Here is a 19,510-nt window from a genome sequence, read left to right as displayed (position 1 = left end):
GGGATGGATGCCGTTATTTATCTTGCTCACGGAAGCCGGCGGGAAGCTGCGAACGGAAAATTTATTGATTTTATTCAAAAAGTAATGCAGCAGTCTTCAGCTGCTATACAGGCCTATGGATTTCTTGAACATGCTGAACCATCGGCTGCACAGGCAGTCGAAACCTGTATCGAACAAGGGGCAAGTGACATCACGATTGTCCCTGTTTTCTTATTGCCTGGGATTCATGCAAATATTGATATTCCAGCTGAACTGGAACGCTTTCCAGACGTTGTATTCCACTATGGGCGGCCGCTTGGTGTTGATGACATTATGGTCGAAATTCTTGTGGACAGACTGGCTGAGGCTGGTTTTGGCGGACAGGAGGATGAAACTGTGCTGCTGGTGGGGCATGGAAGCAGAGTCCCTGAGGCGAGGGTTGAATTTGAAAAACTAGCATCAGGTTTAACAGAGAAAGTTGCTTGCAGAGTTCACACTGCCTTCGTCACTACACCTGTATTCTATCGTGAAGCGGCAGCAAAACTAGTAAATCAAAAGATTTATATTCTACCCTACTTCTTGTTTTCTGGGGGTTATACCGTCAAAATGAAGAGAGAACTAGGTGCTGTGAGCGGAGATATTATTTTTTGCAAACCGGTTGGTTTCGATGAACGAATAATTCCGCTTATTGAAAAACGGGCAGCTGAGGTGGTGGCGTATGAATTCAAATTATCCAATTATGTTACGGCTTGAAGGGAAATTAGTAGTGGTCGTTGGCGGCGGCAAGGTTGCTGAGCGGAAGATAAGCGGCCTGCTGGCATCCGGGGCTCGTGTAGTGGTGGTCAGTCCAGAAACGACGGATGAATTACAAAGACTCTCTAGTGCTGGAAAAATTGAATGGGTGCAAAGGCCATTTTTGCAGGGGGATTTGAAAGGCGCGTTTATGATATTTGCGGCAACAAATAATAAGGTTTTAAACAAACTGGTAAAAGATTCAGCCGAGCCCCACCAGCTCGTTACGGTGGCGGATGATCCAGATGGCTCGAACTTTCATCTGCCGTCGTCTTTTCATCGTGGCCGTTTGTCTATTGCGGTTGCTACTGGCGGTGCAAGTCCTTCGCTTGCCAGGAAAATTCGTAAGCAGCTGGAGCAGGAGTTTGATGAAACGTATGAAGATTACCTCGAATTTCTTTTTATGAAGCGGAAGTGGATTATTACAGAAATAGCAGATGCCGCTTTAAAAAGCAAACTGTTAACAGCAATCGTTAGCGATGAGTTTCTACACAGCCACGATCGTGAGGGAGATTTTCAGAGGTTATATGAAGGAATGATTTAAAAGCGATACCTGTTTGAAGGTTTCGCTTTTTTGAAGTGTATTTTTAAAAGGTTCTACGTAGGCATTCAGAGTAAAAAAGAGGACAAACGTCGATGTAGAGGAGTTCTACGTAGGTGTTTCGCTAAAAAAAGAAGGCAAACATCGATGTAGAGTGGTTCTACGTAGGTGTTCCGAGTAAAAAAGAGGGAAAACATCGATGTAGAGTGGTTCTACGTAGATGTTTCGCTTAAAAAAGAGAACAAACATCGATGTAGAAGAGTTCTACGTAGATGTTCCGCTAAAAAAGAAAGCAAACATCGATGTAGAAGGGTTCTACGTAGGCATTCCGAGTAAAAAAGAGGGCAAACATCGATGTAGAAGTGTTCTACGGAGTTTTTCCCCAAAAAAAGAAGTCGAAGTAGAGGGGGGCTACGTCTCTTTGAATACCCTAATCATTGTTATGAATACAATATCCCCACGAGTAAACTCCTTTTCCTTCACAAACCCAAGTTTTTCGTAAAGATGGATAGCACGGCTATTAAACACTGCCACTGTTAAACGTAACGGGGCATCGCCGTAAACCCCTTTAATATAATTTAGGATAAATGTTAAAAATGTAAGCCCCCGTCCTTGACCTGTAAACACCGGGTTCATCCCAATACCTACATCAATGAAACCTTTGGGATAGGCCCCGAAATCGATGCCAATCGGTACCTGAGCGGATTCTCCAATGCATAAAAATCCAAATATCTCATCTTGTTCATCTAAGACAGCTGAATAGGAGTGATTCATCAATTCCCGTACAGCATCCACGCTATATTCATTATTATAAAAATCATAAGGTGCCTCGTATTTCCAGCTTAATATTTCCTCAGCAAAAATTTCATCCATTTCTTTTACATATAACAGCATAATACCCCTCCAAAGACTTTAATAGGTAAAAATACTTAACCGAACCCAATAAGCTATATCAAGAATTTTATAAGTTTAATTATATAGGGACAGGGGAATTTTACCTATTTTTATAAAATTTTCAGAAAAGTAGTTCCTTTTTTAAAAAGTGTGTTATATAATACAAAACGAAGATATATACTGTATTATAACAAAGAGGTGATCGAGTTCATGTCGACTCAAACGACAGGTATTGAAGTGGTTGGGGCATTGAAAGCCCAGTATGAGGAGATTTTAACTCCAGAGGCATTAAATTTTATTGAAGAGTTGGAGAAAAATTTTGGCGAGCGAAGAGTTGAACTGTTACAGTTTAGGCAAAAACGACAAGTGGAAATTGATAACGGTAAAATGCCGGATTTCCTTCCTGAAACGAAGCATATTCGCAACGGGGACTGGACGGTTGCGCCGCTGCCAAATGACCTCCAAGATCGCCGGGTAGAAATTACCGGACCGACTGATCGTAAAATGGTCATCAATGCCCTCAACTCAGGGGCAAAATTGTTTATGGCTGATTTTGAGGATGCCACGTCACCGACATGGGAAAATGCTGTCGAAGGACAAATCAACTTACGGGATGCAGTAAATCGGACGATTTCGTTTGAAAACCCTAATGGAAAGAAATATGTACTAAATGAAGAAATAGCAGTGCTGATTCCAAGACCGCGCGGACTGCACCTGGAAGAAAAGCATGTGTTATTAGATGGCAAGCCTATCTCAGGAAGCTTTTTCGACTTCGGGATGTATTTTTTCCATAATGTAAAAAATCTACTGGCAAGTGGCACGGGTCCATATTTCTACCTGCCAAAACTTGAAAGCCATTTAGAAGCACGGCTTTGGAATGATGTATTTGTTTTTGCACAGGAAAAGCTTGGGGTTGCTCAAGGAACCATCAAAGCAACGGTATTAATTGAAACAATCATGGCTGCGTTTGAAATGGATGAGATTCTTTATGAGTTAAAGGAGCACTCAGCAGGTTTGAACTGCGGCAGGTGGGATTATATTTTCAGCTTTATTAAAAAGCTGCGTAATCAAGAGGATGTCATTTTACCAGATCGTTCTCAAGTCACGATGACTTCGCCGTTTATGCGCTCCTATTCGCTGCTGACGATTCAGACATGTCATCGCCGTAAAGCACCTGCAATGGGCGGAATGGCTGCGCAAATTCCGGTGAAAAATAACCTTCAGGCAAATGAAGAGGCATTCGCAAAAGTCCGTGCTGATAAAGAGCGGGAAGCACGCGACGGCCATGACGGAACATGGGTAGCACATCCAGGGCTTGTCCCGGTGGCAATGGAAGTATTCAATCGCGAAATGCCGACGCCAAATCAAATTCACACCGCAAAACAGCAGAAAATAACCATTACAGCAAAAGACCTACTTGAGGTGCCAGGCGGAACCATTACAGAAGCAGGCGTCCGCACGAATATCAATGTTGGCATTCAATATGTCGCTTCCTGGCTTTCTGGAAGAGGTGCAGCACCTATCTATAATTTAATGGAGGATGCGGCTACCGCTGAAATTTCAAGGGCCCAGCTTTGGCAATGGATCCGCCACCCGAAAGGCGTTCTAGATGACGGAAGTAAAGTAACCGTGGAAATGTATGAGCAATTAAAAGTCGAGGAATTGGAAAGGATCAAACAGGAAATCGGAGCACAAGGCTTTGAGAATGGCCGGTTTGACGAAGCAGTTCACCTGTATGACAAGTTAATTTTAAATGATGAGTTTGTTGATTTCTTAACATTGCCTGGATATGAGCAATTATAAAAATAATTTAATAGATTGATAGGAGGAATTTTACATGACAGATTCAAGAGTTGAACAATTGCAGGAAACTTGGGAAATGGATAGCCGTTGGAGGGGGATTACGAGACCGTACACAGCTGAGGATGTTATCAAGCTGCGAGGTTCGATTGATATTGAACATACTTTGGCTCGTAAAGGATCTGAAAAGCTATGGAAGCTGTTAAATGAAGAAGACTTTATTAATGCCCTTGGTGCCTTAACAGGAAATCAAGCTGTTCAGCAAGTAAAAGCTGGTTTGAAAGCCATTTACTTAAGCGGCTGGCAGGTTGCGGCAGATGCCAACCTTTCTGGACATATGTATCCGGACCAAAGCTTGTACCCAGCAAACAGTGTCCCAAGTGTTGTTAAGCGAATTAACCAGGCACTTCAGCGCGCTGACCAAATCACCCATACAGAAGGTGACAACTCGATTGATTGGTTTGCTCCGATTGTCGCTGATGCTGAAGCAGGCTTTGGCGGGCAGTTAAACTGCTTCGAATTGATGAAAGGCATGATTGAAGCTGGAGCTTCAGGCGTTCATTTTGAGGACCAGCTTTCCTCCGAGAAAAAATGCGGTCACTTAGGCGGTAAAGTATTGCTGCCAACGCAAACGGCGGTTCGTAACTTGATTGCGGCACGTCTGGCAGCAGACGTAATGGGTGTTCCAACGGTATTAGTTGCCCGGACTGATGCAAATGCAGCTGATTTAATCACAAGTGATATTGATATGAATGACGCTCCGTTTATTACGGGCGAGCGGACAACAGAAGGATTTTTCCGAGTTAACGCAGGGATTGAACAAGCAATTGCCCGCGGATTAGCATACGCGCCATATGCGGACCTCATTTGGTGTGAGACTTCTGAACCAAATATTGAAGAGGCAAGACAATTTGCGGAAGCGATCCATGAGCAGTTCCCGGGCAAACTATTGGCTTACAACTGTTCGCCATCCTTTAACTGGAAAAAGAAACTCGATCAAGAAACGATTGCAAAGTTTCAACAAGAGCTTGGAAAAATGGGCTACAAGTTCCAATTCGTTACCCTTGCCGGCTTCCACGCTTTGAACCACAGCATGTTCGAGCTTGCTCGCGGCTACAAGGAGCGCGGTATGGCAGCATACTCCGAATTGCAGCAAGCCGAGTTCGACAGCGAGCAATACGGTTACACAGCAACGCGCCACCAGCGTGAGGTTGGAACAGGCTACTTTGACCAAGTATCAATGGTGATTACAGGCGGAACTTCTTCAACGACAGCATTGAAAGGTTCTACAGAAGAGGAACAATTTACCGGTTCTGCTAAAAAATAATACCGTATGGCTTGCGGCGGCTCCTTCTCTCCTAATTGGAGGGGAGGATTTTTTTGATAGTATATGTACCTGCGGATAAACTTGGTTAACTTATGGATATGGTGGTTTAACTGAGGAATCTGTGGTTTAACTTGCGAGTAAATCGAGCCAACTTGCGGAAAAAGCGAGTTAACTTGCGAATAACCCGTTCCAACTTGTGGAAAAAGCGATCCAATTTGCGAGTAAACTTGCTGATAACCCAATCCAATATGCTGATAACCCAATCCAACTTACGAATAAATTTACCTGCCTAAAACACATATTAGTAAGGAATTTTTGGAAAGGAACGTTTTTTAGGGTATTATCATACATAATAATAGCCTTTTATATGGAGTTGATTTGTTTGAAAAAGACAACCGTTGACGAGGTCTTACAGCAAGGTATATATGGCCCTTTGGAAACAAAGCCGGATGAGCGGCGCAAATACTTAGGAACGATTCGGGAACGGATCATTGTTGCCCTGTACAAAAAACAAGTGGCAGAGGCGGAAGTTTATCCGCAGATTGAACAGTCGATAAAGGAATACCCTGGTGCACAGCTTTTTCTAAATGGAAACATGAGCTATGAGGAATTATCAAAGTATGTTAAATTGGCAACTAAAAATAAGATTGAACATAAGCTTGTCACGAATAAGGAGCACGACACCGAAATCGGATTGGTCTTAGCAATGGACGATGCGATTGATAAGGAAGAAATTTTAATAACAAAAAAAGAACCAATTCTTGAAAAACCTCAGGAAAAAAAGGGACTGTTATCAAAAATTTTCAAGCGGTAAAACTTGAAAAAAAACAGTGTGTGATTTAACTGGAAATCGCACGCTGTTTTTTTCTTATGGGGCAAATTTCTAATTTTATACAAAAATAGTTTTATTTGTCATACTATTAAGAGAGTAGTTGATAAATCAAAAAGATTATCTCTATAGAAAAAAGAAGCTTAGAAAATGGAGGCTTTGAAGGTGCGCTTCTCCTTATATTACGGTGGATGGAAACTTATATTTTGAAAAAACAAAGCTGCTACTCTGGGCTCAAGAGAATGCTACGATGCGTAAAGAATACAATAGCGGAGTTAATCCATAACATCCATTTCACTTGGCCCAATATGGGTAGCGATGTCTAATAGAACAAAGGGAATAGGCTATGAGTTGTTACATCATTGTTTGAAGGACATGAAGGAAATTGGCTATGAATACGCCATTATTGGTGGAGCAGGTCCGATTGAATTTTATGAGAAGGCGTGTAATGCAGTTGTAATTCCTGCGAATTAATTTTGATTTTAGAAAAGGTGATACTATGATGGTAAAAGGAATAAACCATTTGTTATTTTCGGTTTCGGATTTGGAAAGATCCATAGAATTCTATCAAAATGTGTTTGACGCAAAACTTCTTGTTAAGGGGAGAAGTACAGCTTATTTTGATTTAAATGGATTGTGGCTCGCTCTTAATCTGGAAAAAGACATCCCTCGTAATGAAATAAATCAGTCTTACACCCATATTGCTTTTTCAATCGAAGAAGCAGATTTCTCAAAGATGTACAAGAAACTTAAGCGGCTGAATGTCACTATTCTGCCTGGCCGGTTAAGAGACGAACGGGATAAAAAATCAATCTATTTCACCGATCCGGATGGTCATAAATTTGAGTTTCATACAGGGACATTGCAGGACAGATTGGATTTTTATAAACAGGAAAAATGTCATATGGATTTTTACATTTAATAAGGGAATGTATTTAGACTAGATAAACTCATAGGTGTTCATGAGGACAGAATTAGCTAAACAAGAGCTAAAAAGTCCTCATAAAGCTTTATGCTCATTTGTTTTCATTCTACAGCCACTTCCACCTTCGCCTCAAGTTCAATTTCCACATTCCCTTTAATGGCGCGGCTAATCATACAGGATGTTTCTGCTTTTTTGGCAAGCCGCCCGGCTAATTCAACTTCTTTTTCCGTAGCATCTGCTTTTAAGACAACATTTGGACGGTGAATAATCTTTTTATAGGTGATTATTCCCTTGGTTACATCGACAATTCCCTCAGATTCCATTGTTAATTCTTCCTTTTCCAGCCCGCTGCGTTCCATAATCGCGGCAAGTGTAATGATGTAGCAGGTTGCTGCTGCCCCAAGCAGCATCTCATCGGGATTGGTGCCGACACCCGGTCCATCCATTTCTGGTGGGATGGAGATTTTTGTTTTTAAGTTACCGGCCTCAATTTCTCCGATACCATTCCGTAATCCCGGCCAGCTTGCTTTTAAGTGAAAAACATGTTCTGCCATGCTAATTTCCCCCAATTCGAGATTTATCGCCATATAATTTGGAAAATATGTTATTGTTATTTTGAAATGTAAAAAATGGAGCAGTGATAAATGAAAATTATTTTTAAAATGATCCTGATACTAATTCTTTGTTTATATTTAGCCATTCTTTCAAAATTAATTTTGTTTAAATACATTCCGTTATCTCAGATTATGAATCATTTTAACTTTACATATGATGAATACCACTGGCGGTCGAATAATTTCGTCCCTTTTAAAACGATCTACTTTTATTTGTTCTTAGCAGATATCAATGTAAATATTCGGATTGAAAACTTAGCAGGGAATATCATTGGCTTTGTGCCTTTTGGATTTATATTACCATTGCTGGCGAAAAAGTTTCAAAACCTTAGCACCGTTGCTCTTTCCACCTTTTGCTTAAGCTTAACGTTCGAACTTTTGCAGTTAGTATTTGAATTTGGCAGCTTTGATGTGGATGATTTGATTTTAAATACCATTGGTGGGATTTTAGGTTATCTGCCTTTTAAACTTGCATATCTTTTCATCCAAAGGAAAATGAGGAACGTAAATAAACTGCAATTTTAGGGGAATCATCCGTGAAACTTTTTCGCTTCGGCCGTGATGTAAGAAGCGAGCAGCATGAATCAGGTTCAGAAACAGGTATGACAGTTATCATTATCGAAAGTCCAAGGCTTCATCCAGAGCAATTATTAAAAACGCTATAAATGAAAACACCCGATGGACCTTTAAAAGGATCCACCGGGTGTTTTTTCGCTGCCAGTCACTGGGACACTATCCGCTAATAATTGAAGATTTTTTGTTACCTTCGTGCTGTAGGTGAAATCACCGTAGCAGTAAGGATAACGGAAATTATTTTTATCTCCGCCGCATGTATAAAGGTTCGGCTTTTCTTTTACCCGGATGAGTGAGTATTCCTTCGCCAGTTCCTCACTATGCTTTCCACCGTGCTGTGCCACAAAATCGATATAACCGCTTCCCATGTTGTAAGCCTGGATAATCGTTGGGAAATCCACCTTCTTTTGATTTCCATAGGTTAGTACCCGCTGAAAATGTTTTACTCCAACCTCGATACTTTGTTGTGGATCCGTGATTGTATTTCTTGGTAAACCGGCCGATTCTGAAGATTGCATCGGATCTCCGCCTTTACCGTGGCTTTCTTGCTGCATTAGAGCTACTAGAACTGGAGTGTGTTCCTCAAGATGATATTTTGCTAATTCATCGTGTATTTGTGGACTATATTTTTTTGCATCAGCAAATGAATCGTTTTCTACTATTTGAAGTGGGGAATTTTGTTTTTGAAAATAATTTTGAAACATCGCCAAACCGCAAAAAATGAGAAACAGCACGAAAAAGGTTTTGAATTTCTTCCGTCTTCGTTTTTTCATCTATCCTTCTCTCCCAAACAGTTCTTCTTTGACCATTATAAGGGAAGGTATCATGACCTGTCAGGTATCAAAGGTATGAAAATTATGTATATTATTTGAAGTCGCCCATAATCTAAAACGCTTGTTAATTGTTAATACTGAAAAAGGAATCATTGCGGTAAAGCAAAAAAGTTTGGTATCATCAATAGTAAAATAACGATGGGATTGGGGGGGATGAATAATGTCACGAATTTCAAATGAACAGGTGAAACATGTTGCCAACTTGGCACGCTTGGCGATCACAGAAGAAGAATCAGCAAAGTTCACAAAACAACTTGATGCGATCATTACCTTTGCGGAACAGTTAAATGAACTGGATACGGAAAATGTGGAGCCTACATACCATGTGCTTGATATGAAAAATGTCTTACGTGAAGATATTCCACAACAAGGATTGCCGCGTGAAGAGGTACTAAAAAATGCACCAAAGCATCAGGACGGACAGATTAAGGTACCATCGATTATGGGGAAGGAGGATTAAAAAAGTGAGTTTATTTGATTATAAAGTTTCAGATCTTCATGAGCTTTTACATAAGAAAGAACTAAAAGTTACTGATCTTGTTGATGAATCGTATAAACGGATTGGCCAAGTCGAGAACAAGGTCCAATCTTTTTTAACATTGGATAAGGAACGTGCGATGCAATCAGCAAAATTACTTGATAAAAAACTTGCAACCGATTCTCAAAAAGGATTGTTATTTGGAATGCCCATTGGTGTGAAGGATAACATCGTTACAAAAGGCTTACGAACAACCTGTGCGAGTAAGATTCTTGAAAACTTTGATCCGATTTATGACGCTACCGTTGTGCAAAAACTGCAGCAGGCAGAAACGGTGACGATCGGTAAATTAAACATGGACGAGTTTGCCATGGGTTCATCGAATGAAAACTCGGCTTTTCAAAAGACTCGGAATCCGTGGGATCTTAACAGAGTACCAGGGGGATCATCTGGCGGTTCAGCTGCATCGGTTGCAGCAGGAGAAGTACTATTTTCATTAGGCTCTGATACTGGTGGATCTATCCGCCAGCCTGCTTCCTTCTGTGGTGTTGTCGGCATGAAGCCGACCTATGGCCGTGTTTCCCGCTTTGGTCTTGTTGCGTTTGCATCATCACTTGACCAAATCGGTCCTATTACAAGAACGGTTGAAGATAATGCCTATCTGTTACAAGCAATCTCAGGACTTGATCCAATGGACTCAACATCTGCCAATGTGGATGTTCCGAACTTTGCGTCTGCCTTAACAGGAGATGTGAAAGGTCTTAAAATTGCCGTACCAAAAGAATATCTTGGCGAAGGTGTTAACGAAACAGTTCGTCAATCGGTGTTAGATGCATTAAAAGTTCTTGAAGGTCTCGGAGCAGTTTGGGAAGAAGTTTCGCTGCCTCATTCCAAATACGCTTTGGCCGCCTATTATTTGCTGTCTTCATCAGAAGCATCGGCTAACCTTGCCCGTTTTGATGGAGTACGATATGGGTACCGGACACCAGATGCTGAAAGTCTAATCGATTTATACAAAAAGACACGGGCAGAAGGCTTCGGGGATGAAGTGAAGCGCCGGATTATGCTCGGCACCTTTGCGTTAAGCTCCGGCTACTATGATGCCTATTATAAAAAAGCACAACAGGTTCGGACCTTGATTAAGAAGGACTTTGAAGATGTATTTGCTAAATATGATGTGATCGTCGGACCGACAACGCCTACACCTGCATTTAAAATTGGCGAAAATATCGAGGACCCATTAACAATGTACGCAAATGATATTTTAACGATTCCTTTGAATCTAGCTGGCTTGCCTGGAATCTCTGTTCCATGCGGCTTTGACGCTGGTCTGCCGTTGGGATTACAAGTGATTGGTAAGTACTTTGATGAAGCAACCGTTTACCGTGTTGCACATGCGTTCGAGCAGGCAACAGACTTTCATAAACAAAAGCCGGAATTGTAGGGGGTGAAAACAATGGAATTTGAAACAGTAATCGGACTCGAGGTCCATGTTGAGTTAAAAACAGAATCAAAAATCTTTTCGGCAAGCCCAAACCATTTTGGTGCTGAGCCGAATACGAATACAAGTGTCATCGACCTAGGGTATCCTGGGGTGTTGCCTGTACTTAATAAAAAGGCAGTTGAGTTCGGGATGAAAGCGGCAATGGCTTTAAACTGTGAAGTTGCGACGCATACGAAGTTTGACCGCAAGAACTATTTTTACCCAGACAATCCAAAGGCTTACCAAATCTCACAATTTGACAAGCCGATTGGTGAGCATGGCTGGATTGAAATAGAAGTTAATGGTTATACGAAACGGATTGGCATTACGAGAATTCATCTGGAAGAGGATGCCGGAAAGCTGAACCATGGTAAGGGGTATTCTTTAGTCGACTACAACCGCCAAGGTACTCCTTTAGTGGAAATCGTTTCGGAACCAGATATCCGTACCCCTGATGAAGCCTATGCTTATCTTGAAAAATTAAAGTCCATCATTCAATACACAGGCGTTTCCGATTGTAAGATGGAAGAGGGCTCACTTCGCTGTGACGCTAATATTTCGATTCGCCCGGTGGGACAAGAGGAATTCGGAACGAAGACGGAATTGAAGAACTTAAACTCTTTCAACTTTGTCCGGAAAGGCCTTGAATATGAAGAAAAACGACAAAAGGAAGTTGTTTCGGCAGGCGGAAAAATCGATCAGGAAACCCGTCGTTTTGATGAAGCGACTGGCGCCACGCTGCTCATGAGGGTGAAGGAAGGGTCAGATGATTATCGTTACTTCCCGGAACCGGACTTACTCGACTTATATATTGATGAGGATTGGAAAGCCCGGATTCGGGCTGAAATCCCTGAGCTTCCTGACGAGCGGCAAAGACGCTATGTAGAAGAGCTTGGTTTACCTGTTTATGATTCCAAGGTTTTAACCGTAACGAAGGAAATGGCAGATTTCTTCGAGGCTACGGTTAATGGCGGAGCGGATGCGAAGCTTGCTTCGAACTGGATCATGGGGGATGTCTCCGCTTATTTGAATGCGGAGTCCAAAGAGCTTGAACAGGTTGCTTTAACACCGGAAGGCTTAGCGGGAATGATTAAACTGATTGAAAACGGTACGATTTCATCGAAAATCGCAAAAACAGTTTTTCAAGAATTAATTGAAAACGGCGGCGATGCTGAGAAAATCGTGAAAGACAAAGGTCTCGTGCAAATCTCTGATGAAGGAACACTTCTTAAGATTATTGCAGAAGTTCTCGATGCTAACCCGAAATCCATTGAAGATTTCAAGGATGGGAAAAATAAAGCAGTTGGCTTCCTTGTTGGGCAGCTAATGAAAGCAACCAAGGGACAAGCCAATCCACAAATGGTTAATAAATTATTGCAGCAGGAATTGCAAAAACGTTAAAAAAGAAGCTGGCAGAATCTACTTAAAGGGTTCCGTTTAGAGGTGCTTTTTCAAAATTTAAGGACTTAATGACAATTGTTTTGACAATCAAAATGACATAAAGTAAAGACAAACGACCTCGTCAAATTGACGAGTCGTTTGTCTTTTTTTATTTCTTTATGTAAGATTCCCTGAAAAACAAAAATAAGGGTAAAGCCAAGGATAAGCCTACTGTAAATAGAGTTATGAGGCATATCCATTTCTCTTTAATGTTATACTTTCTTGATTCATTAAACATAAATACCGAGAAAACAATGCACGAAATTAAAAAATCGACTGCAAAAAAAGTAGAAATTGAATTTGTGAACAATAAATCTCCTAATAACCTTAAGTCAAAACCATTTTCTCTTAAGAACTGAATAAAAAAATAATAAGGAAATACAGTACCAATAATTCCGAATGATATATATATTTTTCTCAATTGAAGCTACCCCCTCACAAAGTTTGTTTAATGACTTTTTTTATATTATCCTGCCCCTATAACGGAACAAGAAAGTTTAATATCCATCCTTATTTTACCATATGAAAAGCTTAATAAGAACAATTTCTAAATGTATGGCAGTAAAAACGACAATAAAATATGCACTCGATTTGACGCTATTTTACGGATGGACAATAACTATTGTCCTATTTAAAATACGTGTAATTTTTGATGTCAATTAACTTAAAAAATATTGACAAACGCCCGTAATAAAAGAAAACGCTTCGTGTCAATTCACGAGACGTTTTGTATGTCATTTAATCAAAAGGCACCCGAAAACGGAACCCTTTAGAATCTACTCTGCCAGCTTTTTTGTGCCTGCTAGGAAAGTATAACTTTCCTAGCAGGCATATTGTATAACTCCGCCAATCGGAGAGTTTTCTTTATGAGAAAAAAGTCGAGCATTGTTCGACATCTTTTTTAACAATTTCCCGGGAAAAAGCCAAGTTCAATAAGGATTTTCTCCGTTGTTAATTAAACGTTTGTTTAATAAGGAAATATGGGAATACTTGTCGAAGTATGTAATATAAGCAGCAAAGAGCAGCTTTTCGCTATCATTCGCGGATTAATCTATAAATTATCTTCTGTTTTTCGACAGCATTCTTTCCAATATCGATGTGGAAATCCTTTATTAATAAGCACTCTTCCCATTTTTAAACAAACGTTTGAATAGTATTTTCGAAACTAACCAAACGTTTGATTAAAAATGCAACAATCCTTGTTATATCGGACTTTTCTTCATAAATCTACTAAGAAATTTGTTGGAAAATAGATGGTAGAAAATGCATGGAAGTAATTGAAGTTCACTAGATTCACAAGTTCTTTTAAAATAAAAAATTCTATAAGGGCGGTCCTCTTTATTATTTTTCGATTCGCCGATAAAATCCAGTTTTCGCCGATAAAGAGGGAAAATTCGTTGATAAACATATGGAAATCGGCGATAAATTCCTCAAAACCGCTGATAAAAAAGGAAAGAGCGATTTTTTAGGGGTTTTCCTGAATAAATTTTTGTGTTAATAATAGATGAAATTCATTTCGCAAATAAAAATGGGTGATTCGCAAATAAAAAGTAGTTTTTCGCAAATAAAGGTGCTAGACCTTCGATTTGATAGCTGAAAATATGCAAATAAGCATGTTTTAGAATAAACTTCCTTCTTTTTAGAAGGTGATTTTTGAAAAAAGCGCAAAAAATGAAAGGGTATCTAAAAAAATCTTTAGATACCCTCTCGTAAAAAAATTAAAACGCAATCATCGCCCCACGCTCATCAAAAACGGAACTTGGATTCCAGGCAACTTCCCATAGGTTGTTTTCAGGGTCGGCAAAATAAGCGGTGCGTCCGCCCCAAAAGGCATCACTTGGTTCTCGCAATATTTTCCCGCTGGCTTTACGTATTTCCTCAATAGTTGAGTCAACTTGTTCCGGTTTCGCAACGTTAATCGCAAAGGTCACAGCGCGAAAGGTTTCAGGTGATGTCGGAAGTTCAATGCCGGCATCCTTGGCTAACTCTGCAATCGGAAACAATGAAAGCAAGACACCAGCCGTTTTAAAGACAGCGTATTGATCAGAGCTAAAGTCGGTTTCTTCCCAGCCTAGCGATTGGTAAAAAGCACGAAGAGCAGGTAAATCAATTGCACCTAATGTAAGCAAGCTTACTCTTTGTGGAACCATCATTTTATACCTCCATTTAAGTTCTTTTTCCATTAACTGTTCTTCAACTATTTCTTATTCTCCTTCTTTAACCGGGACACTTTTTATATTAGGAAGGTTTTTAATTAATCAAACGTTTGATTGGTTTTGAAATAACGGAATTAGTAGTTTTTTGGTAATGATTAGAGTTTATATTGGCTTAAAAATGGTAAGATTTAGAGAAAGAGATATTAATAAAGCGAGGTACAAATATGACTATTTACATTGCACTATTACGGGGAATCAATGTTGGCGGGCATCATAAGATCAAAATGGCAGATTTGAAAAGTTTATTGGAAACGATGGGCTTACAGAAGGTGAAAACCTATATTCAAAGTGGGAATGTATTATTTGAATCGGATGAGGAGGAGAAACAACTTATCCAACGAATGGAAGGGGAAATAGGTAAAACATTTGGTTTTCCGGTACCGGTTGTTTTAAGAACGGCGGAGGAGTTCGAACAGATTATCCGGGACTGTCCTTTCTCGACAGATACTTTAAAGGAAGGGGAGAGTGTCCAAATAGCCTTTCTAGCAGACACCCCTTCAGAGGAAGGTATCAATCAATTGAGTTCGTATAAAAGTCAAATGGATGAATTTATGATCAAGGGAAAAGAGATGTATTTATTTTTCCGTCAGAGTATCCTAGATTCTAAGCTTGCGACTCAGCTTCCTAAACTAGGCGTTCCGGTGACAGTGCGAAACTGGAAAACGGTTATGAAGTTAGCAGCAATGGCAAGAGATATGCCGCAATAAAGAAACGCTCGGATTCAAAAAACCGAGCGTTTTCTAACACCTATTCCTGTTTTAATAAGCGGACACTCTCATTAAATTCCTTCTCAATCTCCTCATTTTTCTTATAAGTGATTAAGCTGACAATAACAGCAACAAGCAGGTTGAGAACAAATCCTGGAACGATTTCATAAAGTGATTCACCGAAAAAGACTTTACCAAGGTCGCCATTTTTCCAGACGATTACGGTAACAGCACCGACAATCATGCCGAACAAGGCGCCCCAGTTCGTAATCTTTTTCCAAAATAAACTTAATAAAATGATCGGGCCAAAGGATGCTCCGAAGCCCGCCCATGCATATGCTACGAGGTCTAATATTGTGTTATTTTGCTTGAATGCTAGAGCAGCAGCAACGATAGCTACGATCAGGACGGCCATTCTTCCTAAAAAGACAAGCTGTTTATCCTTAGCATTTTTGTTCACTACCATTTTGTATAAATCTTCAACAAGTGCACTAGAAGTCACGATTAACTGTGAAGAGATGGTGCTCATAATCGCCGCTAGAATCGCAGCTAAGACAAAGCCGGCGAAGATTGGGTGAAACAAGATTTGCCCTAGTTGAATGAATACAGCTTCAGGATCATCTAGCGTAAATTGTGGATTTTGTTTGAAAAAGGCAAGACCGATCAAGGCGGTAAAAATAGTCCCTAACAGTGAGAAAATCATCCAGCCCATACCAATTCGGCGTGCACTTTTTGTTTCTTTGATTGTTTTGATGGCCATAAAGCGAACGATGATATGCGGCTGTCCAAAATAGCCGAGCCCCCATGCCATCGCTGAAACAATTCCAATAAAAGATGTTCCTTTCAATAGGTCAAGTTTAGTAGAATCGATTGCTCGAATCGTATCAAATGTTTCGGCTGGACCGCCAGTGTAGAAAATTCCAATCGCAGGAACAAGTAACAGGGCAATCAACATCATTAAGCCTTGAATAAAGTCGGTATAGCTAACCGCTAAAAACCCGCCAAATAAGGTGTAGGCAACGACAACGCCGCCAACGATGAAAAGTCCTGTGTGGTAGCTTGTGCCAAATGAGCTTTTAAAGAATACCGCTCCTGAAACCATCCCCGAGGAAACATAGAAAGTAAAGAATAGAAGAATAACAATACCTGAAACGATACGGAGCAGTTTCGTTTTGTCTTTAAAGCGGTTCTCAAGATAGCTTGGAATCGTAATGGAGTCATTTGCAACCTGTGTATACGAACGCAGGCGAGGTGCGACCAAGAGCCAGTTTAGATATGCACCGATTGTCAGGCCGATAGCAATCCACGCGTCTGCTAAACCGCTTACATAAATGCCCCCAGGCAAGCCCATCAAAAGCCAGCCGCTCATGTCGGCGGCGCCAGCACTCAAGGCGGTTACAGCAGGCCCTAACGACCTTCCCCCAAGCATGTAATCCGTCAGATTGCTAGTTTTTCGGTAGGAATACCAGCCGATGAATAACATCATGGCAATGTAGATTCCAATCGAAACCAGTTGTAGTGAAACATTGGACATATTTTTACCCCCTTTGTTATATAAAGAAAATAATTTCTATAATATTTTCTTTATATAAAATATTCTATCAATTTAATTCTTATATTTCTAGTGTAAAAATATTGCTTTTTTGAAATAGGAAAAAATACTTGTAGAATAATAACTGAAAATGAACAAAAGCAGTTCTTTTGTAACGTGTGGTTGAAACGATTATCATAAAGGAAAATGAAAGGGGTGCGCTGTAGGATGGATTTAAATGTTTGGTTTAAAAAAGGATTGACCGCGGCGGAGTACATCAACTCGATGACGCAAAATAAAGAGGAAATGCTTTCGATTTATGAACAGTTTTCCTTGACTGCTGAAGATAAAAGCAAGCTTGAGGAATTAGGAACACAAAACCTGCGAGCGATTGTGTTAACTGAAGATTGGTGCGGGGATGCGCTGCTAAACAACCCGATTTTGATGAGGATAGCCGAAGCGGCGGGGATGGAACTGCGTTTTGTCCTCCGTGATCAAAATCTCGAGTTAATGGATCAATACTTAACGAATGGTACGTCACGAGCAATTCCTATTTTTATTTTTCTAAATGAAGAAGGTAGTGAAGCGGCCGTATGGGGGCCAAGGGCGCCTGAAATACAGACACTTGTGATGGAGAGGCGTGCTGCCCTGCCGGAGAAAGATGCAGAGGATTTCCAAGAGAAGCAAATGGAAATGTATAAGCAGCTTATGGCTGCGTATCAGACAGATACGGCAATTTGGCAAACTGTTGCGAATAGTATAATCGCTGCTCTTCTAAAATAAAAAAGATTCCCGGTGGAAGTTTCCGCCGGGAATCTTTTTAGCTGATAGAAAAGTATAACTTTCCTATCAGACATAAGTGTGACTACGCATCTCTCTTCGCCGATCGGCGAGTTTTCTTTAAAATCCGCTGTTTTTTGGCGGGATGCGGTCGTTAATCAAATTTTTATCATTGATTTTCGGTTCGATGCCAAGGATGAAGTTACGGATGTTTGAGCGGTGCAGATAGATTAAAAAGAATGAAAATAATAAAAAGATAAGTTCTAATTCGAGCTTAGGCGAAATGAATGCATAGATGAGCATACTGAGTCCAACTGAAATGGAACCAAAGAACACATATTTTGATAAAAAGATGACTAAAAAGAAGGTTACATAAGCAATTACTAGTAAAGGAAAGTTTGCAATCAATAGCGCTCCTGCGGTTGTTGCAATCGCTTTTCCGCCTCTGAAGCCTGCAAAAATGGGAAAGCAATGGCCAACAACAGCCATAAGTCCAAAATACAACGGTTCCGCCTCAAGGTTAAAATAGATTGGCAGGTACGCTGCCAGGGCTCCTTTTGCAAAATCGACGAGCAGCACGAACATGGCGGACTTTTTTCCGAGAACTCTCAGGGTGTTGGTTGCACCGGGATTTTTGCTGCCATGGTCGCGGATATCGATACCAAAGACCAGCTTGCCCACAATTAGGGCAGTGGGGATGCTTCCAATTAAGTAGGAAGCAAGAAGCAACAACCAATACAAATGAATCACTTCCTCTCAATTATTTTCTAATAGCATTTTATCATAAAAAAATGGTATTATTTTGTTGAATTCTCACTATTCGGAAGAAAAGGGAGCGCCAGACATGAAACAAGTTGATTTTGGCCAAGTTGCTAATAGCTATGCTCGTTCAAGAGAAGATATTCCCGTAACCTTGATGGATAGCCTAAAGCTGCGCAATATTTTTTTTGAAGGGAAAAAGGTCGCTGATATCGGCGCCGGAACAGGTGCATTAACGCGGAAAATGGCGATGAGAAAAGCCGATGTGGTTGGAATTGAGCCATCTCAAGAATTGTTGGCACAGGCTAAGGGGTTAAATCAAACGAAGAATTTTGCGATTCCCTATCGACAAGGTACGGCAGAAGCTACCGGCTTAGATGATTCACTAGTTGATATTGTAACGGTGATGAGGGCATGGCATTGGTTCGACCGTCCGAAGGCAATTCCAGAAATGAAGCGGATTTTAAAAGCAAAAGGGACATTTATTGTGATTGATTCTGGTTTTCTACCAGGTGTAGCGGTAGTGGAAAAGACATTTGAGGTTCTTGCAAAATATGTGGATGACGGCTTAAAGCCTGCTGGGGCGAAGGCAGATTCCAAGCAGCGGATTAATGGCTTTCCTGTTGAATGGTTTGAGGAATGGCGCCAAGGCGGTTTTGAATTAAGGGATTTTTATAAATTGAATTACTCGGTTAGTTTTTCGAAGTGTGAGTGGATCGAACGAGTAGAATCGATCTCGTGGCTTGCCGGATTAGATAAGGCAGTTCGAAAGCGGGCTTTGGAAGAATTGTTTACTTACTTACCGGAACAGGAACCTTTTGATATCCCGCATGATTGCAATGTTTGTATTTTGAGATTAATAGAATAACCAATTCTGACGTGCGGGATGAATCCTGCACGTTTTTTATTAGTTGTTTTAATAGTTTGGGGTAAAATATGTGAAATCGGCGATACAAGGAGCTGCCTCCACTTATGTTCACAAGATAGTAAGAATCGGATAGGTGAAATG

21 protein-coding genes and 1 pseudogene are annotated in these 19,510 nt (G+C 40.6%); 15 read left to right on the top strand and 7 right to left on the bottom strand.

From position 1 onward, the window contains the following. The first annotated feature begins 3 nt into the window (after positions 1 to 3). A complete protein-coding gene (locus V7150_RS09845) occupies positions 4 to 732 on the top strand; it encodes a sirohydrochlorin chelatase (protein ID WP_335516954.1) in 729 nt (242 codons plus the stop codon). Further along, positions 698 to 1,315 carry an NAD(P)-binding protein gene (locus tag V7150_RS09840; protein ID WP_335516952.1) on the top strand — a complete coding sequence of 206 codons (618 nt, stop codon included), beginning with the start codon at positions 698 to 700 and terminating at the stop codon, positions 1,313 to 1,315. The genes V7150_RS09845 and V7150_RS09840 overlap by 35 nt, the downstream gene beginning before the upstream one ends. 408 nt (positions 1,316 to 1,723) lie before the next feature. On the opposite strand, the gene V7150_RS09835 is transcribed toward V7150_RS09840, so the two are convergent. Beyond that, positions 1,724 to 2,206, bottom strand: a complete 483-nt coding sequence (locus V7150_RS09835; RefSeq protein ID WP_335516949.1) for a GNAT family N-acetyltransferase — start codon at positions 2,204 to 2,206, stop codon at positions 1,724 to 1,726. A 210-nt stretch (positions 2,207 to 2,416) separates the two neighbouring features. On the opposite strand from V7150_RS09835, the gene aceB reads away from it, so the two are divergent. The 5 genes and pseudogenes from aceB to fosM all read left to right on the top strand — a co-directional run bounded on the left by aceB (position 2,417) and on the right by fosM (position 7,084). Further along, positions 2,417 to 4,009 (top strand): malate synthase A, encoded by a 1,593-nt coding sequence (aceB, locus tag V7150_RS09830; RefSeq protein ID WP_335516943.1) that lies wholly within the window; start codon positions 2,417 to 2,419, stop codon positions 4,007 to 4,009. A gap of 34 nt (positions 4,010 to 4,043) precedes the next feature. Next, on the top strand, positions 4,044 to 5,333 hold the full coding sequence (aceA, locus tag V7150_RS09825) for an isocitrate lyase (RefSeq protein ID WP_335516940.1): 1,290 nt from the start codon (positions 4,044 to 4,046) through the stop codon (positions 5,331 to 5,333). A 382-nt stretch (positions 5,334 to 5,715) separates the two neighbouring features. After that, a complete protein-coding gene (locus V7150_RS09820) occupies positions 5,716 to 6,147 on the top strand; it encodes a YueI family protein (RefSeq protein WP_335516938.1) in 432 nt (143 codons plus the stop codon). A gap of 315 nt (positions 6,148 to 6,462) precedes the next feature. Continuing rightward, positions 6,463 to 6,636 (top strand): annotated as a pseudogene (locus V7150_RS09815) (GNAT family N-acetyltransferase); the annotation flags it as partial. A gap of 28 nt (positions 6,637 to 6,664) precedes the next feature. Next, positions 6,665 to 7,084 carry a FosM family fosfomycin resistance protein gene (gene fosM / locus V7150_RS09810; protein ID WP_420490271.1) on the top strand — a complete coding sequence of 140 codons (420 nt, stop codon included), beginning with the start codon at positions 6,665 to 6,667 and terminating at the stop codon, positions 7,082 to 7,084. Between the two features lie 104 nt (positions 7,085 to 7,188). Here the strand turns inward: fosM and V7150_RS09805 are convergent, their stop codons facing one another. Further along, on the bottom strand, positions 7,189 to 7,641 hold the full coding sequence (locus tag V7150_RS09805; protein WP_335516932.1) for an OsmC family protein: 453 nt from the start codon (positions 7,639 to 7,641) through the stop codon (positions 7,189 to 7,191). Positions 7,642 to 7,731: 90 nt separating this feature from the next. Here V7150_RS09805 and V7150_RS09800 point away from each other — a divergent pair, with 90 nt between their 5' ends. Both V7150_RS09800 and V7150_RS09795 read left to right on the top strand, forming a co-directional pair. Beyond that, a complete protein-coding gene (locus V7150_RS09800; protein ID WP_335516929.1) occupies positions 7,732 to 8,226 on the top strand; it encodes a VanZ family protein in 495 nt (164 codons plus the stop codon). A gap of 11 nt (positions 8,227 to 8,237) precedes the next feature. Beyond that, positions 8,238 to 8,366 (top strand): hypothetical protein, encoded by a 129-nt coding sequence (locus V7150_RS09795; RefSeq protein ID WP_335516927.1) that lies wholly within the window; start codon positions 8,238 to 8,240, stop codon positions 8,364 to 8,366. A 21-nt stretch (positions 8,367 to 8,387) separates the two neighbouring features. Here V7150_RS09795 and V7150_RS09790 read toward each other — a convergent pair whose 3' ends face one another. Further along, a complete protein-coding gene (locus V7150_RS09790; protein ID WP_335516925.1) occupies positions 8,388 to 9,047 on the bottom strand; it encodes a lysozyme family protein in 660 nt (219 codons plus the stop codon). Positions 9,048 to 9,267: 220 nt separating this feature from the next. On the opposite strand from V7150_RS09790, the gene gatC reads away from it, so the two are divergent. From gatC to gatB, 3 genes are read left to right on the top strand one after another with little or no spacing between them, the layout of a single operon-like run. Continuing rightward, positions 9,268 to 9,567, top strand: coding sequence for an Asp-tRNA(Asn)/Glu-tRNA(Gln) amidotransferase subunit GatC (gene gatC / locus V7150_RS09785; RefSeq protein ID WP_335516922.1), 300 nt, complete (start codon positions 9,268 to 9,270; stop codon positions 9,565 to 9,567). A gap of 4 nt (positions 9,568 to 9,571) precedes the next feature. Continuing rightward, on the top strand, positions 9,572 to 11,029 hold the full coding sequence (gatA, locus tag V7150_RS09780; protein ID WP_335516919.1) for an Asp-tRNA(Asn)/Glu-tRNA(Gln) amidotransferase subunit GatA: 1,458 nt from the start codon (positions 9,572 to 9,574) through the stop codon (positions 11,027 to 11,029). A 12-nt stretch (positions 11,030 to 11,041) separates the two neighbouring features. Next, positions 11,042 to 12,469: an Asp-tRNA(Asn)/Glu-tRNA(Gln) amidotransferase subunit GatB gene (gene gatB, locus V7150_RS09775; protein ID WP_335516916.1), complete on the top strand. Its 1,428-nt coding sequence runs from the start codon at positions 11,042 to 11,044 to the stop codon at positions 12,467 to 12,469. A gap of 148 nt (positions 12,470 to 12,617) precedes the next feature. On the opposite strand, the gene V7150_RS09770 is transcribed toward gatB, so the two are convergent. Continuing rightward, positions 12,618 to 12,929 carry a DUF2834 domain-containing protein gene (locus V7150_RS09770; RefSeq protein WP_335516913.1) on the bottom strand — a complete coding sequence of 104 codons (312 nt, stop codon included), beginning with the start codon at positions 12,927 to 12,929 and terminating at the stop codon, positions 12,618 to 12,620. A gap of 1,297 nt (positions 12,930 to 14,226) precedes the next feature. Further along, positions 14,227 to 14,661: a VOC family protein gene (locus V7150_RS09765; protein ID WP_335516910.1), complete on the bottom strand. Its 435-nt coding sequence runs from the start codon at positions 14,659 to 14,661 to the stop codon at positions 14,227 to 14,229. A gap of 227 nt (positions 14,662 to 14,888) precedes the next feature. Between V7150_RS09765 and V7150_RS09760 the strand changes: the two genes are divergently transcribed. Next, positions 14,889 to 15,431, top strand: a complete 543-nt coding sequence (locus tag V7150_RS09760) for a DUF1697 domain-containing protein (protein WP_335516906.1) — start codon at positions 14,889 to 14,891, stop codon at positions 15,429 to 15,431. Positions 15,432 to 15,471: 40 nt separating this feature from the next. On the opposite strand, the gene putP is transcribed toward V7150_RS09760, so the two are convergent. After that, a complete protein-coding gene (gene putP, locus V7150_RS09755; protein WP_335516903.1) occupies positions 15,472 to 16,965 on the bottom strand; it encodes a sodium/proline symporter PutP in 1,494 nt (497 codons plus the stop codon). A gap of 225 nt (positions 16,966 to 17,190) precedes the next feature. Between putP and V7150_RS09750 the strand changes: the two genes are divergently transcribed. Further along, on the top strand, positions 17,191 to 17,745 hold the full coding sequence (locus V7150_RS09750; RefSeq protein ID WP_335516900.1) for a thioredoxin family protein: 555 nt from the start codon (positions 17,191 to 17,193) through the stop codon (positions 17,743 to 17,745). 117 nt (positions 17,746 to 17,862) lie between these two features. Here the strand turns inward: V7150_RS09750 and plsY are convergent, their stop codons facing one another. Next, on the bottom strand, positions 17,863 to 18,483 hold the full coding sequence (plsY, locus tag V7150_RS09745) for a glycerol-3-phosphate 1-O-acyltransferase PlsY (protein ID WP_335516897.1): 621 nt from the start codon (positions 18,481 to 18,483) through the stop codon (positions 17,863 to 17,865). A gap of 103 nt (positions 18,484 to 18,586) precedes the next feature. Between plsY and V7150_RS09740 the strand changes: the two genes are divergently transcribed. Next, positions 18,587 to 19,369, top strand: coding sequence for a class I SAM-dependent methyltransferase (locus V7150_RS09740; protein ID WP_335516894.1), 783 nt, complete (start codon positions 18,587 to 18,589; stop codon positions 19,367 to 19,369). The last annotated feature ends 141 nt before the right edge of the window (positions 19,370 to 19,510 follow it).

This window comes from Neobacillus drentensis (assembly GCF_036965245.1).
Taxonomy (GTDB): Bacteria; Bacillota; Bacilli; order Bacillales; family Cytobacillaceae; genus Neobacillus; species Neobacillus drentensis_G.
The sequence above is the reverse complement of the archived record's forward strand: the minus strand, read 5'-3'. Positions and strand labels throughout refer to the sequence as shown.